At 41.2% G+C, this 15,324-nt stretch carries 17 protein-coding genes; 4 read left to right on the forward strand and 13 right to left on the reverse strand.

The genetic code is table 11. From position 1 onward, the window contains the following. The 12 genes from AC570H_RS11880 to ubiE all read right to left on the reverse strand — a co-directional run bounded on the left by AC570H_RS11880 (nt 1) and on the right by ubiE (nt 10,738). Nucleotides 1-603 (reverse strand): OmpH/Skp family outer membrane protein, encoded by a 603-nt coding sequence (locus AC570H_RS11880; protein WP_497355041.1) that lies wholly within the window; start codon nt 601-603, stop codon nt 1-3. A gap of 43 nt (nt 604-646) precedes the next feature. Further along, complete coding sequence (locus AC570H_RS11885; protein ID WP_497355043.1) at nt 647-1,177, reverse strand: OmpH/Skp family outer membrane protein; 531 nt, start codon at nt 1,175-1,177, stop codon at nt 647-649. 19 nt (nt 1,178-1,196) lie between these two features. After that, nucleotides 1,197-3,743: an outer membrane protein assembly factor BamA gene (gene bamA, locus AC570H_RS11890; RefSeq protein ID WP_497355045.1), complete on the reverse strand. Its 2,547-nt coding sequence runs from the start codon at nt 3,741-3,743 to the stop codon at nt 1,197-1,199. A 63-nt stretch (nt 3,744-3,806) separates the two neighbouring features. Continuing rightward, entirely contained in the window at nt 3,807-4,547 is a 741-nt protein-coding gene (gene uppS / locus AC570H_RS11895; protein ID WP_497355047.1) for an undecaprenyl pyrophosphate synthase, read from the reverse strand. A gap of 18 nt (nt 4,548-4,565) precedes the next feature. Further along, a complete protein-coding gene (gene porG / locus AC570H_RS11900; RefSeq protein ID WP_497355049.1) occupies nt 4,566-5,369 on the reverse strand; it encodes a type IX secretion system protein PorG in 804 nt (267 codons plus the stop codon). Between the two features lies 1 nt (nt 5,370). Further along, nucleotides 5,371-6,252, reverse strand: a complete 882-nt coding sequence (locus AC570H_RS11905) for an NAD kinase (RefSeq protein WP_497355051.1) — start codon at nt 6,250-6,252, stop codon at nt 5,371-5,373. Between the two features lie 7 nt (nt 6,253-6,259). Further along, nucleotides 6,260-6,922, reverse strand: coding sequence for a CBS domain-containing protein (locus AC570H_RS11910; protein ID WP_497355053.1), 663 nt, complete (start codon nt 6,920-6,922; stop codon nt 6,260-6,262). Continuing rightward, nucleotides 6,922-7,686 (reverse strand): alpha/beta fold hydrolase, encoded by a 765-nt coding sequence (locus AC570H_RS11915; RefSeq protein WP_497355055.1) that lies wholly within the window; start codon nt 7,684-7,686, stop codon nt 6,922-6,924. The genes AC570H_RS11910 and AC570H_RS11915 overlap by 1 nt, the downstream gene beginning before the upstream one ends. Nucleotides 7,687-7,795: 109 nt before the next feature. Then, complete coding sequence (locus AC570H_RS11920) at nt 7,796-8,245, reverse strand: GatB/YqeY domain-containing protein (protein ID WP_497355057.1); 450 nt, start codon at nt 8,243-8,245, stop codon at nt 7,796-7,798. Between the two features lie 130 nt (nt 8,246-8,375). After that, the gene (locus AC570H_RS11925) at nt 8,376-9,134 is read right to left on the reverse strand and encodes an SDR family NAD(P)-dependent oxidoreductase (RefSeq protein ID WP_497355059.1); all 759 of its coding nucleotides are present in this window, start codon (nt 9,132-9,134) and stop codon (nt 8,376-8,378) included. Between the two features lie 50 nt (nt 9,135-9,184). Further along, nucleotides 9,185-9,934, reverse strand: a complete 750-nt coding sequence (porT, locus tag AC570H_RS11930; RefSeq protein ID WP_497355061.1) for a type IX secretion/gliding motility protein PorT/SprT — start codon at nt 9,932-9,934, stop codon at nt 9,185-9,187. 72 nt (nt 9,935-10,006) lie between these two features. Continuing rightward, entirely contained in the window at nt 10,007-10,738 is a 732-nt protein-coding gene (ubiE, locus tag AC570H_RS11935; protein WP_497355063.1) for a bifunctional demethylmenaquinone methyltransferase/2-methoxy-6-polyprenyl-1,4-benzoquinol methylase UbiE, read from the reverse strand. Between the two features lie 158 nt (nt 10,739-10,896). Here ubiE and yihA point away from each other — a divergent pair, with 158 nt between their 5' ends. Next, entirely contained in the window at nt 10,897-11,523 is a 627-nt protein-coding gene (gene yihA / locus AC570H_RS11940) for a ribosome biogenesis GTP-binding protein YihA/YsxC (protein ID WP_497355065.1), read from the forward strand. Between the two features lie 3 nt (nt 11,524-11,526). Here yihA and AC570H_RS11945 read toward each other — a convergent pair whose 3' ends face one another. Next, nucleotides 11,527-12,075: a hypothetical protein gene (locus tag AC570H_RS11945; protein ID WP_497355067.1), complete on the reverse strand. Its 549-nt coding sequence runs from the start codon at nt 12,073-12,075 to the stop codon at nt 11,527-11,529. A gap of 218 nt (nt 12,076-12,293) precedes the next feature. On the opposite strand from AC570H_RS11945, the gene AC570H_RS11950 reads away from it, so the two are divergent. Genes AC570H_RS11950 through AC570H_RS11960 form a run of 3 tightly spaced genes read left to right on the forward strand, consistent with a single transcriptional unit; the run spans nt 12,294 to nt 15,315 of the window. Continuing rightward, nucleotides 12,294-13,154, forward strand: a complete 861-nt coding sequence (locus AC570H_RS11950; RefSeq protein WP_497355069.1) for a UbiA-like polyprenyltransferase — start codon at nt 12,294-12,296, stop codon at nt 13,152-13,154. A gap of 31 nt (nt 13,155-13,185) precedes the next feature. Next, complete coding sequence (locus AC570H_RS11955) at nt 13,186-13,569, forward strand: hypothetical protein (protein WP_497355071.1); 384 nt, start codon at nt 13,186-13,188, stop codon at nt 13,567-13,569. Between the two features lie 30 nt (nt 13,570-13,599). Next, nucleotides 13,600-15,315: a M3 family oligoendopeptidase gene (locus AC570H_RS11960; protein WP_497355073.1), complete on the forward strand. Its 1,716-nt coding sequence runs from the start codon at nt 13,600-13,602 to the stop codon at nt 15,313-15,315. Nucleotides 15,316-15,324 lie beyond the last annotated feature (9 nt).

A 15,324-nucleotide genomic window follows, 5' to 3' on the forward strand; every position in this document is an offset into this window, starting at 1 on the left:
TTATTGTTTAGGTTTTGCACCGCCTGCTGCTGGTTTATTAGCTGCTGGAGTAGCCGTAGCAGAAATACCTAATTTGGTTTTAACCGAAGCTGTGATATCTTCGCCACCTTCAGAATAAACCAGATTATTGAAACCTTGGTTTACAGAAGTATCGAATACATAAGCCAATCCTTTTTCTTTGGCAACAGCCGAAATTGCATTGCCTACTTTTTGTTGCAATGGAGGGAAAAGCTCATTTTGTTTATCGGTTACATCTTTAGTTGCTTTATTACGTGCATCCTCAATTCTTTTTTGTAAATCTTGGATCTCTTGGGCAGCTGTTTGCAATTCTTTACCAACCACTTCTTTATTAGCCTCACTTAAAGTTTTTTCTTTGTCTTGAGCAGCTTTAAGTTTAGTTTGGTATTCGCCAATCATTTTATCGATTTCAGCTTGTTTAGTTTTAGCCAAACTTTCGATAGTTGCCGAAACAGTTTTTGCTTCAGGTAGATTAGCAAAAATGTCATCTGAATTCAGGTGACCTAATTTTTGCTGCGCATTTGCAACATTGGCAGTGAGCACTAATCCCGCCGCAACAAAAAATACGTTAATTAACTTTCTCATTTTTCTATTTTACTTAATAATTGTTTTTAAAATCTATATGTGTTTATTTAACTAGCGTTCCTGGTTTATAGCCTAGTCTAATGATAACGTCGTTACTGATGTCATAATTGCTACTGGCGTAAATCATCATCGTCGATTCGCTGCTTTTATCGAAAACAAAATCTATTGTTTTATTCTTTGCCGTTTCTCCAACTACTGTAGTTACTTTTTCTTGGATAGGCTTTAACAGCTTGTTACGCATTTGGAAAAGCTCTCCCTCTGGACCAAACTTTTGTCTTTGCAATTCTTTTGCTTTTTTCTCTTTTTCGATGATGTCGTTTTCTCTACGCTTACGCATATCGTCTGTCAACAAAACCTGATCTGCCTGATAGGCCTTGTACATTTTGTCGATTTCGCTAAAGCTTTCATCAATCTGTGCCTGGTATTGCTTAGATAAGCCGTCAACTTGGCTTAGTGCCGATTTATATTCGGGCAAATGCTTTAGAATATATTCGGTATCTACGTAGGCAAACCTTTGTGCTGATGCTCCCAAACCTAGGAGGAGCAAAAAGCTGATTAAAATATATTTTCTCATCTGTTTGTGTGTTTCTAATTTAGTTAAATCCGCCAAGCTGTTGGGCAATACTAAAGTGGAACTGACCTTTGTTGGCATCAGGAAGACCTGGGATTTTATCAAATCCATAACCATAATCGATTCCCAATAGACCAAATATCGGTAAAAATATCTTAGCTCCAACACCTACCGAGCGCCTAATATTAAACGGATTAAATTCGCTAAACTTATTCCAAGTGTTACCACCCTCGGCAAATGCCGTAACAAATGCAGTAGCTTCTTGTTTAGAGATCACCGGATACCTTAGCTCCATTACATATTTGTTAAAGATCGGACTACCTGAGCTTTGCGCAATATTTACGTTTGCACCTACCGGAACAACCGAGTTGTTTGAGTAACCGCGCATGGCAATCAGCTCAGAGCCTTGTAAAAAGTCGAAGCCTTGCATACCATCACCACCCAATTTAAAACGCTCGAATGCCGATTGACCAACTGCTTTGTTGTATTGGCCTAAGAAACCGAACTGGGCCTGACCTTTAAATACCAATTTGCCAACCACGGTTTCGAACCATTGCGCTTCGAATTTCCATTTGTGGTACTCGGTAAATTTATAGCGTTGCTTATCAGATGCGGTAGAGTAGTTGATCTTGTTCAGCAACGAGTAGGGTGGCGTAGCCTGAATGGTAAACCTGATGTATGAACCGCCAGTAGGGAAAATATTGTGATTTCTCGAATCTCGGGCAATCTCTTGGGTTAAGTTCAAGTTGTAAGAAGTACCTGTGCTAAACAAGTAGCCTGGGTAGTTATTTAAGATGTACTGGTTTAAGTTAATGGTATGTACCAAAGAGAACCAGTTATCAGGCCAGTTTAGTTTTCTACCCAAACTAACCGAAACACCATTTAAACGAATTTTTTGGAACCTATCGCCATCGCTTGCCGATAAACCGTTAGACTGCAAAGAGGTAAATGCACTCAAGCCAAAGCTTACTGGTTTTTTACCGCCGAACCAAGGTTCAGAGAAAGAGAAACTGTAAGACTGGTAGTATTTACCATTGGTCTGTCCGCGTAGGCTCAGTTTTTGACCATCGCCTTTTGGCAGTGGTTTATAAGCGTCGCCGTTGAAAATATTTTTTAGCGAGAAGTTGTTAAAGGTTAAACCTAGGGTACCGATTACACGGCCACCACCAAAACCACCCGATAGTTCAATCTGATCTGAAGGCTTCTCTTCTACGTGATATTCGATATCCACTGTTCCATCTGCCGGGTTTGGCTTAGGAATTGGATTGGTTTTAGATTCGTCGAAGTTACCTAATGCACCAATCTCACGTACGCTTCGTACCAAAAGCTCTTTAGAGAATTTATCTCCCGGTTTGGTACGGATCTCGCGCAATACTACCCTATCGTTGGTAATGGTGTTACCTACAACGGTGATTTTGTTATTGGTGTACTGTGGACCTTCATAGATACGCATCTCTACGTCTACGGTATCGTTATGGATTTTGGTCTGTACCGGATCGATGTTAAAAGTAAGGTAACCATCGTTTAGGTAAACACTTGAAACGTCATCGCCGTTGGCACTGCCTCTTAATTTCTTTTCTAGTTTTTCTTCACTAAATACTTCGCCTTTTTCGATACCAAAAACTTTTTCCAAGAATTCGGTCGTATACCTGGCATTACCAATCCAGTTGATGTTGCCGAAGTAATATTTAGGGCCTTCGTAAAGATCGATCTTGATGCCAATGGCCTTATCGCTATACCTGTAAACGCTGTCTTTTAAAATGGTTGCATCTCTGTAACCTTTCTCCTGCATTTTAGCAACCAGTTTGAGCTTGTCTTCTTCGTATTTTTCCTTGTTGAACTTGCCACTGCCGAAAATCTTGTAGAAAGCTTGTTGCTTGGTCTTTTTAAGGAATTTTCTCAGCTTGGCCGATTTGAATTCCTTGTTGCCGGTAAAATTGATTTCGTGAACCTTTACACGTTTTCCTTTATTGATGTTGACCTGCAAGATTACGCTGTTCTCCTGGTTAGGATCTGGTTTCGATACGAAATCGATAGCCGTATAGAAAAACCCCTTATCATACATATACTTGTTGATAATTGATCTTGTAGTGTTATAAAGATTGTCGTTAATGATGGTCCTGCCCGCTTTATCGGCCAATTTCTCATTCAAATCTGTCTTTTGCGACTTGCTTACACCCACAATTTCGAAAGCGCTCAAACGAGGGCGCTCTACTACGTGGATGTCAAAGTAAACGGTATCCAAATCAATTTTGGTGATGTTCAGTTGCACATCATCAAAAAGGCCTTGTGCCCATAAGTTTTTGATTGCATTTGAAGTAGCCTCTCCAGGAAGCACGATACGTTCGCCCTTGGTCAATTTAGACAAGGTGATAATTACATCTTCGATCAGGTATTTGGCACCAGACAAAGTTGTTCCGCCAATGATGTATTCTTTGGGGTTGAAATAGTCTAAACTTGAACCGTTAACTTTTAAGGAAGGTGTTGCTTGCGTGGGTTGGTTACGAATTTGTGCCATTGTTGGCAAGCCGATCAACAGCAAGAAAATAAGTTGGTATATTCTTTTCATTTACAATCTAAAAAACGTTGCTAAGTTAATTTAAACACATGTTAAAAAGTGTTAAAAGTAAAATTAGTTCAATTGTTCACTAATTTTTCCGAAGCGACGTTCGCGTTTTTGGTAGTCAACTATGGCCTCAAAAAGATCTTCTCTTCTGAAGTCCGGCCACAGCGTTTCGGTAAAATACAATTCGGTATAAGCCATCTGCCAAAGCAGGAAATTACTGATCCGATGTTCGCCGCTGGTGCGTATCATCAGTTCGGGATCAGGAATATTGGTAGTGGTCAGCTGAGCAGCAAAACTGGTTTCGTTAATTTCATCAATATTTATTTTTCCTTCCTTTACCTCGGCTGCTATTTTTTTTGCAGCTTCTACAATTTCCCATTTGGCGCTGTAGCTGAGGGCAAGGGTGAGCGTACATTTATTATTCTTACTGGTTATTTCCATTGCATTGGCCAAATCGTCGATGCATTTTTGCGGCAAAGACTTCAGATCGCCAATGGCATTTAACCTTACGTTGTTCTTGTTAAGCGTTTCTACTTCCTGGTTAATGGTTGCAATGAGCAGCTCCATTAGGGCATTTACTTCTTCTATGGGGCGGTTCCAGTTTTCGGTAGAGAAGGCATAAACGGTAAGGTGCTTAATTCCAATCTCTACACATCCTTCTACAATATCTTTTACAGACAGTACTCCGCTTTCGTGACCGAAAACACGAAACTTACCCTGATTTTTTGCCCAACGACCATTGCCATCCATAATAATAGCGATGTGTTGAGGCAAGCGGTTGATATCAATTTGTTCTTTAAATCCCATTTCTGCTTTGTCGGCGCCCTAAAAAGTAAAACATTTTTGGCTCACAAAGGTATAAGATATACCAATACCTACAAACATGTATGTATCCCTTTTTCTAAAATCGCCTCTTTGGGTACCAGGTTCGCCGATATATGTCCCTGTTTTTTCTCCAGAGCGATCTGAAAGTGCGCTGCTTAGCCCCTGGTTTCGGGTCCACACACTGGGATCTGGATAAAGACCGCTTACATCATCGATATAATCCGTTAAAGGAGTTCTGAAACCTATCTGCGAGAAAAAGGTCCAACTGTCGTTGATCTTGTATTTTGTACCTGCTCCATATGGAAAGGTAAGGGTGTAGCCTTTATAGTTTTGGCTCTGTCCTTCTGTGTCATAGAGCCTTAATTTGTAGGTTTCGCCTTCATACTTTGCCTTTGGTTCGAACAATACGGTACCTACCCCAGCAAATAAAAAGGGCGAAAACCGCCTTCTGCCATTGTAGGCAAACATATCGAAGAGATTGAAATCGACCATTAGGCTAATTTCGTTCAAAGGCGTAAAAAAGCTCAGGTTACGTTCCCTTAATTGTGCATTGTTGGAGCTGGCATCATTGCCCTTTACTTTTCCATAGTTATAATGGAGGCCGAGGGCCCAATGCGGATTAAAATTGAGTTTTACAAAAGCTCCAGCTTCGATACCACTGATTTTTAAAGGGTTGTACTGGTTTAAATCGCCCAGATAGGACGAACCGCCAACGTGCCCACCCACCTCAAAGCGCTGGGCAAAAGAGGCAAAGCCAAAAGATAGTAGACCAACAAGAAGCAGGAATGTCTTTTTGTACCTCATTTTAGTAGTTCCGTGTATCTATGCCCCAGAGTAATTTATTCCTTAACGTTGTTAGGTAACTTTCATTGTTAAGGCGGATCAGATTAATATTAAACTTGGCTTTATTGATGGTGATTTTTACCGACCTGTCTACGGTTTCTGTCCTCGAGTCGCAAGTGAGCAGGAACTTGGTGCTTCTTGCTTCTACTTCAAAGGTAAGCTCTACGTCATCAGGCACAATAATAGGCCTCACATTGAGGTTATGTGGGGCTACTGGTGTAATGACAAAGTTTTGTGCATTGGGCGAGATAATTGGGCCGCCACAGCTGAGCGAATAGGCCGTAGAACCTGTTGGGGTTGCAATGATCAATCCATCAGCCCAGTATGAGTTTAGGAATTCGCCATTCAGATAGGCATGAATAATCATCATGGCAGAGTTGTCCCTGCGGTGGATCGTGATATCGTTCAGTGCAAAATTTTCCTCGTCGAACAAATTGTTCTTTGATTCGAGATTGAGCACTCCCCTTTTATCCAGCGAATAATTGCCGTTTACCAAGGCCTCGATGGCCGTTTTGATTTCGTTTTTATTGATACTGGCCAAAAAACCCAGTCGACCAAAGTTGATCCCGATTACGGGGATTTGAGAATCGCGCACCAGCGACAAGGTATCCAACAATGTACCATCGCCACCTAAACTCAGCAATACATCAACCTGGTTAACCAGCTCTGCATGGGTGCTAAAGGTTTGGACATGGTGTGGGATATTGATTTTGTGCTTGATAAAGTTGTTGAACTTTAAAAACACCGAGATTTCAACGGGGTGCTGTACCAAGGCATCAAATACCTCTTGCACAAAAGGCAAAACACTATCGTTAAAATCTCTACCGTAAATTGCTATTTTCATGCAGGTTTTATACGTTTAAATAGTTCATAAAAGAATTGAACCTATCTTCGGTACCGTTATCATCCTGTGTATTGTTAAAAACAGCTTTAACTTCGTAATCATAACGCTCAAAAGAAGCGATGATACTCGAAAGCTCGGTTTTGTTGATCTTGAGGGTAACTTCCAAACGAGTAGAATCTGGGAAAGAACTTACGTAGGAAGAAAGAATTTGTGCGTTGTCTGCCTCTACAATCTGCGCCATGTGTGCCAAAGAATTGTTTCTGTTGCTGATCGACAATACGATAATGCCTCCAGGTTCCTTCACCGCATAGGTTTCTGCGGCATATTCCAAGAGATTGTTGATCGAAATTACCCCTAGGTAATTTTTATTGGCATCGAGTACCGGCACCAACGACAATTGCAATTGGTTAAACAAGCGGATCACATCGTATATGTGCGCATTTTCGAAAACGAACGGATTTAAGATGGTTAAAGACAAACTGCCTATTGGCGTCTGCTGATCCCTTACTTCTATCAGTTCGTCTTCAGATATCAAACCCAAAAACTGGGTTTCGTTTACGATAGGCAAATGGTAAAGCTTGAACTCGCTCATACGCTCCAAAGCCTTCTGCGCGGTGTCTGAAGTCTTTAGCGGTGGTATTACGTTCGATATGAGCTCTGAAGCAAACATTACTTTAATAAAATCCTATTTAAAAATGTATTCAAAAATTCGTTAAAAACGGCTGGTCTTTCCATCATTGGGGCATGGCCACATTGATCAACCCAGTTCAGTTCAGAATTAGGCAACAACTGATGGAACTCTTCAGCCACATCTGGAGGGGTAATCTTATCTTGTTTGCCCCAAATCAATGAAACAGGTATGGTAATCTTCGGCAACTCCTTAGACATGTTGTGGCGAATAGCCGATTTAGCCAAAGCCAGGATACGGATTACTTTAGAGCGGTCGTTAATTGACTTGAACACTTCGTCAACCAGTTCTTTAGTGGCTGTAGCTGGATCGTAAAATGTAAATTCTACTTTCTCGCGTACATAGTCATAACTCTCTCTTCGTGGGAAAGAGCCACCAAATGCATTTTCATAGAGACCAGAACTACCGGTTAGCACCAAGGCTTTTACATATTCCTGGTGTGCAACGGTAAATACCAATCCCACATGGCCACCCAAAGAGTTACCAATAAGCACGGCTTGATTTAGTTTTTTAAACTTAAGGAAACGGAGCAGGTATTTAGACAAGCTCTTTACGCCCAAGGTTAGCAAAGGCAGATCGTAAATAGGCAAGATAGGCACGATAACCCTATAACTCGCCTTAAAATGATCTAAAGTAGGCTCCCAATTGCTCAGTTCGCCCATTAGCCCATGAAGTAATACCAACGGTTCACCTTCACCCGCCTCAATGTATTTAAACCCATCTTCTTCAATTACTTCGTAATTCATATAGTATATTGTGCTGTTTGGTATGTGCTACTAAGTTAATAGAGTAAAATTAAATTACCGTAATTAATATCATTTTTTTTCGGTGATAATGCAAAAACAGGGCTCTTTTTTATTGGCCCAACTGCGCTTTTACAATCTCTCCGATCAGCTTACCGTCTGCTTTGCCAGCCAGTTCCTTATTGGCCAAGCCCATTACTTTGCCCATCTCTTTCACAGAAGTAGCTCCTGATTCTGATATAATACGGGATACGATCGTTTCGATATCGGCACGGTCTAACTGCTTTGGCAAAAATTGGCTGATCACATCAATCTCTTCTTGTTCTACCGCATATAAATCTTCGCGACCTTGTTCTTTGTAGATCGTAGCAGATTCCTTACGTTGTTTCACCAACTTTTGAAGGATTTTGATCTCTGCCTCTTCATTGATTTCTTCGGCATGTCCCTTTTCTGTTTTTGCCAACAACAATGCGGCTTTAATTGCCCTCAGCCCTCTTAATTTGGCCTGATCTTTAGCCAACATGGCTTGTTTGATTTCTTGATCTATCGTGTTTGCTATCATTTTATTTCCTTATTGTTCAATTGTGCCTATTCTTAAATGCCCAATTGTTGTATTGCTTAATTGTTATACTGTTGAATTAACTGCCACTGCTAACTGCTACTTCAAACTCTTAGACTTCGGACTAGCCAGCTTATTTCCTGTTTACCATCGTTGCGGTAGCCTGTGCTGTAGGCATAATCAGCATATCGTTGATGTTCACATGTGGCGGACGGCTTACTACAAACCAAATCGCTTCTGCAATATCCTGCGCCATTAAAGGCTCCAATCCATCATAAACCTTTTTTGCCCTGGCTTCGTCTCCCTTAAAACGCACCACAGAAAACTCTGTTTCTACCATACCCGGATTTATGGCAGTAACCTTAATGCCATGAGGCAACAGGTCAATGCGCATGCCTTTATTAAGGGCATCAACCGCATGTTTGGTGGCACAATACACATTTCCGTTGGCATACACTTCCTTTCCCGCAATAGAACCGATGTTGATGATATGGCCTTTCTTTTGTTCAACCATCCAGCCCGAAACCACTTTAGAAACATATAAAAGTCCTTTTACATTGGTATCGATCATGGTATCCCAATCGTCGGTGTTGCCTTTGTCAATCGGATCCAAGCCTTGGCTCAATCCGGCATTGTTAACCAGTACATCTACATTTTTCCAATGGTTTGGCAAGGTTTCGAGCACGTAGTTGATATTTTCCTTGTCGCGCACATCAGCCTGGATCTTTTTCACCTCAATGGCATATTTATCTGCCAAGTGATGGGCTATTTTTTCCAGTAGATTTTCTCGGCGCCCTATCAGGATGAGGTGATATCCCTGCTGGGCAAAAGTATGTGCACAAGCCTCGCCAATACCTGAGCTTGCACCTGTAATTAATGCGATTTTAGCCATTGTATGAAGTGATGATGATCAACAAAGGTATTATTTTTTTACGCCCCTAGCTATTCAAAAAATAAGCTGAAAGTAAAATGTCTCAGTTTCGCCTTTTGTATAGGGTCCATGAAAGGATTGCTTTCATGCTTCATAATATCTTTAAAAGAGTAAGATAGCTTAAATTCTGGCGACATTTTGAAGTACTCGAAATAAATATCGAAGCCAATGCCTGCTTCATAAGAAAGGAAGCTCTTCTTGTTTTTGATCAGTTTGTCTATCGGCGCTGCCGCTTCGTCGTTGGTTTTCTTGCCTGATGCCAAATCCATCGAATATTTAAGGCCGCCAATCATATAGCCCCTGAAGTTCTTCAAACGGTCTGATTTTATTTTTAATCCAATAGGCAGATCAATTACGGTTGCCTGTACCTTTTTTTCGATCATGCTTGTACCTACATTATATACTGCAGGCTGTACATAGGTGTATTGGATCAATCGGTCGTTAAAAACCAAGGTTGGGGTAAAACGTGCATCAACATTGCTGGTAATTTGGCCATTAACTACGAAGCCAATACCAAACCCGACCGAAGTTGGTGATGAAATGGAAGCTAGCTGATCGGTAGCATAACCTGGCAACGTTGGATCGTAATAAGGTGCCCGCCAGTTTTGGTTCTTCCAAAGCTTCAGCTCCGAAGAAATGTATTGAAAACTAAATCCCCAATTGAAACGCTCTTCATCAATGCCACCACCCCAGTTTTGGGCTTTTGCCAAACTGAACGTAGATAGAATTAGCGTGATAAAGAGAGTTAATTTTTTTTTCATCAATATCTATTTGTTTTCTTCTGTTATGAAGCTATCATGAGCACAATGCTTAAATGTTTGCTCACGACGGTCTCATTTAATACCGGTGTAAATAGCACTAATACCAAACGTTAAAGATCGGTGTTTGGTATTTTTATAGCCTACTTTTTCCATCAGCTGGGTAAAAGATTTGCCATCGGGAAAAGCGGCTACCGATTCAGGCAAATAGGTATATGCTCTCTTGTCTTTAGAAAAAAGTCGGCCGAAAAACGGGGTAATGTATTTAAAGTAAAAGTTATAGCCCTGCTTAACAGGAAAAGCTTTTGGTTTAGAAAATTCCAAAATGACGATTTTTCCTTCGGGCTTTAACACGCGAAGCATATCTGCCAATCCTTTTTCCAGGTTCTCGTAGTTTCTTACGCCAAAAGCAACGGTAATCGCATCAAAAGTATTGTCTTCGAAGTGAAGGCCTTCAGAATCGCCCAACTGCACCGTAAAAACATGGCCCAGGTTGCGTTCTGCAATCTTTTTGCGGGCAACGTCTAGCATTCCTTCAGAAATATCAACCCCAATGATCTTATCGGGATGAAGGATTTTAATGGATTCGAATGCAAAATCGCCTGTTCCGGTAGCCACATCCAAAATTTTTCTGGGCTGGATACTCGATAGTTCTCTGATCGCCTTGCGCCTCCAAATGATATCAATGCCCAACGAAAGAAAATGGTTCAGAAAATCGTAGGTATGCGAAATATTGTTGAACATGGTAGCTACCTGTTCTTTTTTGGTAGCGGTACCAGCGTAAGGAGTAACTTCTTGATTTGTCATTGCCCCAAAGATAGTGTAATGTTCCTAGGTTTTAAAGTTGAAGATTGAAATCTTACATCAACATAGCGTAGGGCGCATTGGGTATAGCTTATGGCGATGAATCCAAACGCCAAACACAAAACGCATCAACTCCAATCTTTAATTCTTACCTTTGTAGCATGATTATAAAATCAGCCACATTTGTTGTTAGCAATACCAAGGTTTCGGCCCTGCCTGCTCCAGATAGACCCGAATATGCTTTTATTGGGCGTTCTAACGTAGGCAAATCGTCATTGATCAATATGCTGGTAAGCCAACCCGGACTTGCCAAAACCTCTCAAAGACCAGGAAAAACCCAACTCATCAACCACTTTTTGATTAATGAGAAATGGTATATTGTAGATTTACCGGGTTACGGCTATGCCAAAGTATCGAAAAGCAGCAGGGAAAAATGGGAAAAATTCATCAGGAACTACTTGACCAAAAGAGAAAACCTGCAATGTGTTTTTGTACTGATAGACAGCAGGTTGGATCCACAACAGATCGATCTTGAATTCTGTTGCTGGCTGGGCGAGTGTGGCATTCCGTTTGCATTGGTTTATACCAAGGCCGATAAGCAATCTGCACCAAAAACAGATCAAAATGTAGCCAAGTTCAACAAGGCTTTGCAGCAATGGTTCGAAGAACTGCCTTCGTTTTTTATTACCTCATCAGAGAAAAAACAGGGCAGGGAAATGGTGCTGGGCTTTATAGACGAAGTGAACCAGGATTTTGTGATGCCAATATTTGAACCTAAGGAAGGCTAAATATTAATTGCTGAATTTCACATTAAATTTTCCTTCGGTAAGCTGTACAATTGAACCTTTGTCGTTTTTGACTTGGCCACTGAATATACCAGTGATCGTCCCCCCATTGGTATAGGACACACTTGAAAAGAAAAGATGCATTCCTTCATCTTCATTTTCTGTTGAAAAAAGCTTACCTGATGCATCAGTAAATTCTATATAGTTTGTATCATAGCTGTAAGAGTCAAGGCCCATATTCAATCCAGCTACAAATCCAATAAACGATTCCTTAGAGCTGAACTTAAATTTTGGATTCTTTCCGCTCCCTGCATTTGCGGTGATGACCAATGCTCGAGGTGTTGAAGCGATGTCTCGAACAGCCGTAACTTCTTTGGCACTAACTGCAACGCCATCTACCTTATAAGTAAGGTAATAGGTTACAGTGGGCTCCTTGTCTCCGTTTTCAGGTTTCTTAGATCCATCAATTACACTGAAGTCGATTTTTTTTGTACAGCTGGTCAACAATAGCACAGCAAGCAAGCCAAAGCTTAGGGTTTTTCTTATTAAATTCATTTTAATCAGCAGCAGAAACGAAAGCAAAGATATTAAAATTACCTCAGTCATTTCGGAAGATAATTTTCTGCATTCTTCGAAAATAAAACCTTATTTTTGAATAGATTTTAATTAAAAATCAACTAATTGAAATTCAACAAATTACTAAAAATTAACCTTAAAAAAACCAATAATTAACGGCTAGATTAATCGCCTGACTTTACAAGTATACCCTAAAAATGAAAAAATATTTTTCGCTTGTTTTATTTGCCCACTCTATTTTTGCAATGCCTTTTGCCATGATCGGCTTCTTTTTGGGCGTAACTACCACCCAAAATCCATTTCACTGGTACTTGTTGGCATTGGTTATCTTATGCATGGTATTTGCCCGCAACGCGGCCATGGCCTTTAACCGTTACCTCGACAGAAACATCGATGCCAAAAATCCACGTACGCAAATGCGGGACATCCCTGCCGGACGTGTTTCGGCAAACGAAGCTTTCTTGTTTGTGATCATCAATTGCGTGCTCTTTATCGCAGCTACGTTTTTCATCAATAAATTGTGCTTCTATTTATCGCCAGTAGCTTTATTTGTGGTGCTTTTTTATAGCTATACCAAGCGTTTTACGGCCTTGTGCCACTTGGTTTTGGGTTTAGGCCTATCCCTCGCCCCTATTGGCGCCTATATTGCAGTAACCGGTCAATTTAATATCGTACCCTTGTTTTATTCGTTTGCTGTATTGTTTTGGGTAAGCGGATTCGACATTATTTATGCCCTGCAAGACGAAGATTTCGACCGCGAACAAAAACTACACTCCATCCCTGCCGCAATTGGCATCAAAAATGCATTGAGTTTATCGGTGGTACTGCATGTGCTATCGGCTGCCTGTGTAATTATGCCTTTGTTTTATGCTGAGCTGAGCTGGGTATATTACATTGGCGTTGTGTTTTTCTGTGCGATGCTCATCTATCAGCACCTGTTGGTTAAGCCAACGGATATCAGCAAGGTAGACCGTGCATTTGCCACTACCAATGGATTTGCATCGGTAATTTTTGCGCTTTGCTTTTTGCTTGACGCATTTTTGAGAACCAGATCATAACGCAGCCTTCTAAAATAAGCCATACTAAAACATGAAAAAACTTGTTCTTTTATCGATCGCATTCTTTGTAAGCATACTGATTGCCTGCAGCGGATCTGATACCTACAGAGGCGAATGGAAAGCCACTGATACACAAGGAGAAAAAGCTAAAATAAATTTTGAAGCCAAAAGTTTCACGATAAGCGACAGTACCGGAAAAAGCAAAAAGTTCGACTATACCCAAAACTCGGTTAAAACCGAAAACGGAGTAGAAACCTATGGCATCGTACTTGGCGACGGCAGGAAATACGAAATCCATTTTCCGATAGCAAGCAACGAAAGCCTGGGCGTGATCAAAGACGAAAACGGCAATCTGCTATTTGCAATTGGCCGAAAAGACTATGTGAGCTATGAAAATATTTTCGGGCTTAAATAGAAACCACAACATTACCTAATCAAATCTGAAATGAAAGATTTAACAATAAACAAAAAAACTAGAACATATATTCCCCAAGATTTAAAAATCGAATGGGACAATCTTGCACCCCTATTTGATGAACTTTTAAAAAGGGAAATCAACAATGAAGAGGAATTGGAGCAGTGGCTGCGCGATAAAAGCGAGCTTGAGGCCGCTTTGGAAGAAGATTTTGCCTGGCGCTACATTAAAATGAGCTGCGATACGGCCAATGAAGGCCTGGTGAAGGATTTCCAATATTTTGCCACCGAAATCGAGCCTAAGATTTCGCCTATTGCCAACGAGCTGAACAAAAAATTTAACGACAGCCCTTTTATTGATCAATTAGATAAAGACAAGTACTTCGTTTACATCCGTGCGGTAAAAAAGGCGCTTGAGCTTTTTAGAGAAGAAAATATCGAGCTTTTTACCCAATTGCAGGTAACGCAACAAAAATATCAAGGCATTACCGGAGCGATGAGCGTACAGATCAACGATCAGGAGTATACGTTGGAGCAAGCGGCCAATTTCTTGAAAGACACTAACCGCGAGGTGAGGCAAAATGCCTGGGAAACTATCCAGCAACGTCGCCTGGTAGCCAAAGACGAGTTGAACATTCTTTTTGACGAACTGGTAGCCATGCGTCATAAGGTAGCGCTGAATGCTGGTTTTGAAAACTACCGCGACTACATGTTCCAAGCTTTGGGACGTTTTGACTATACGCCAAAAGACTGCTACGATTTTGCCGAAGCCATTGAGCAAGAAGTGGTGCCTGTTTTGAGAGAACAGGCCGATAAAAGACGCGATGCCCTAGGTTTAGACGAACTTAAGCCATGGGATATGGAGGTAAGCACCAGTGGCAAGCCTGCGCTTAAGCCGTTCAACAATGGCCAGGAGCTCATTGACAAAAGTATCGACTGTTTTGCAGCCATCAACCCATCACTGGGCGAAAAATTGGCTATTATGAAAGCCAACAAGCTTTTTGATGTTGAAAGCAGAATGGGCAAGGCTCCAGGTGGCTACAACTATCCTTTGGCCGAAACTGGGGCGCCGTTTATCTTCATGAACTCGGCCAACTCGCTGAGAGATTTGACAACGATGGTACACGAAGGTGGCCATGCCATCCATACCTTTTTAACAGCCGATTTAGAACTGAACGATTTTAAGCATTGTCCGGCAGAGGTGGCCGAACTGGCATCGATGAGCATGGAATTGATTTCTATGGACAATTGGGACGTTTATTTCGACAATGAAGAAGACCTACTTCGTGCCAAGAAAGAACAATTAGCCGATGTATTGAAAACCTTGCCTTGGGTTGCGGTAATCGATCAGTTTCAGCATTGGATCTATACCAATCCGGGTCATAATGCTGCCGATAGAGAAACTGCCTTTAAACAAATTTATGCCCGCTTTGGTGCCGGTTTTGCCGATTGGACAGGTTTCGATCAGCAGTTTGGCAACCTGTGGCAAAAGCAATTACATTTGTTCGAAGTGCCATTTTACTACATCGAATACGCTATTGCCCAATTAGGTGCCATTGCCGTTTGGAAAAACTACAAGGAAAATCCAGAAAAGGCTTTAGCACAATACCTCGATGCATTGGCTTTGGGCTATACCAAACCGATGAACGAGATTTACGAAACCGCTGGTATTAAATTCGACTTTAGCGCAAGCTACGTGAAGGAATTGGCCAATTTTGTAAAAGACGAATTGAATAAGCTGGGATAATAACGACGC

It is taken from the genome of Pedobacter sp. B4419, from assembly GCF_059693725.1.

Bases quoted from the DNA above. Each gene is read 5' to 3' on its own strand.
- AC570H_RS11880 (WP_497355041.1), bottom strand. From the start codon at position 603: ATGAGAAAGTTAATTAACGTATTTTTTGTTGCGGCGGGATTAGTGCTC.
- AC570H_RS11885 (WP_497355043.1), bottom strand. From the start codon at position 1,177: ATGAGAAAATATATTTTAATCAGCTTTTTGCTCCTCCTAGGTTTGGGA.
- bamA (WP_497355045.1), bottom strand. From the start codon at position 3,743: ATGAAAAGAATATACCAACTTATTTTCTTGCTGTTGATCGGCTTGCCA.
- uppS (WP_497355047.1), bottom strand. From the start codon at position 4,547: ATGGGATTTAAAGAACAAATTGATATCAACCGCTTGCCTCAACACATC.
- porG (WP_497355049.1), bottom strand. From the start codon at position 5,369: ATGAGGTACAAAAAGACATTCCTGCTTCTTGTTGGTCTACTATCTTTT.
- AC570H_RS11905 (WP_497355051.1), bottom strand. From the start codon at position 6,252: ATGAAAATAGCAATTTACGGTAGAGATTTTAACGATAGTGTTTTGCCT.
- AC570H_RS11910 (WP_497355053.1), bottom strand. From the start codon at position 6,922: ATGTTTGCTTCAGAGCTCATATCGAACGTAATACCACCGCTAAAGACT.
- AC570H_RS11915 (WP_497355055.1), bottom strand. From the start codon at position 7,686: ATGAATTACGAAGTAATTGAAGAAGATGGGTTTAAATACATTGAGGCG.
- AC570H_RS11920 (WP_497355057.1), bottom strand. From the start codon at position 8,245: ATGATAGCAAACACGATAGATCAAGAAATCAAACAAGCCATGTTGGCT.
- AC570H_RS11925 (WP_497355059.1), bottom strand. From the start codon at position 9,134: ATGGCTAAAATCGCATTAATTACAGGTGCAAGCTCAGGTATTGGCGAG.
- porT (WP_497355061.1), bottom strand. From the start codon at position 9,934: ATGAAAAAAAAATTAACTCTCTTTATCACGCTAATTCTATCTACGTTC.
- ubiE (WP_497355063.1), bottom strand. From the start codon at position 10,738: ATGACAAATCAAGAAGTTACTCCTTACGCTGGTACCGCTACCAAAAAA.
- yihA (WP_497355065.1), top strand. From the start codon at position 10,897: ATGATTATAAAATCAGCCACATTTGTTGTTAGCAATACCAAGGTTTCG.
- AC570H_RS11945 (WP_497355067.1), bottom strand. From the start codon at position 12,075: ATGAATTTAATAAGAAAAACCCTAAGCTTTGGCTTGCTTGCTGTGCTA.
- AC570H_RS11950 (WP_497355069.1), top strand. From the start codon at position 12,294: ATGAAAAAATATTTTTCGCTTGTTTTATTTGCCCACTCTATTTTTGCA.
- AC570H_RS11955 (WP_497355071.1), top strand. From the start codon at position 13,186: ATGAAAAAACTTGTTCTTTTATCGATCGCATTCTTTGTAAGCATACTG.
- AC570H_RS11960 (WP_497355073.1), top strand. From the start codon at position 13,600: ATGAAAGATTTAACAATAAACAAAAAAACTAGAACATATATTCCCCAA.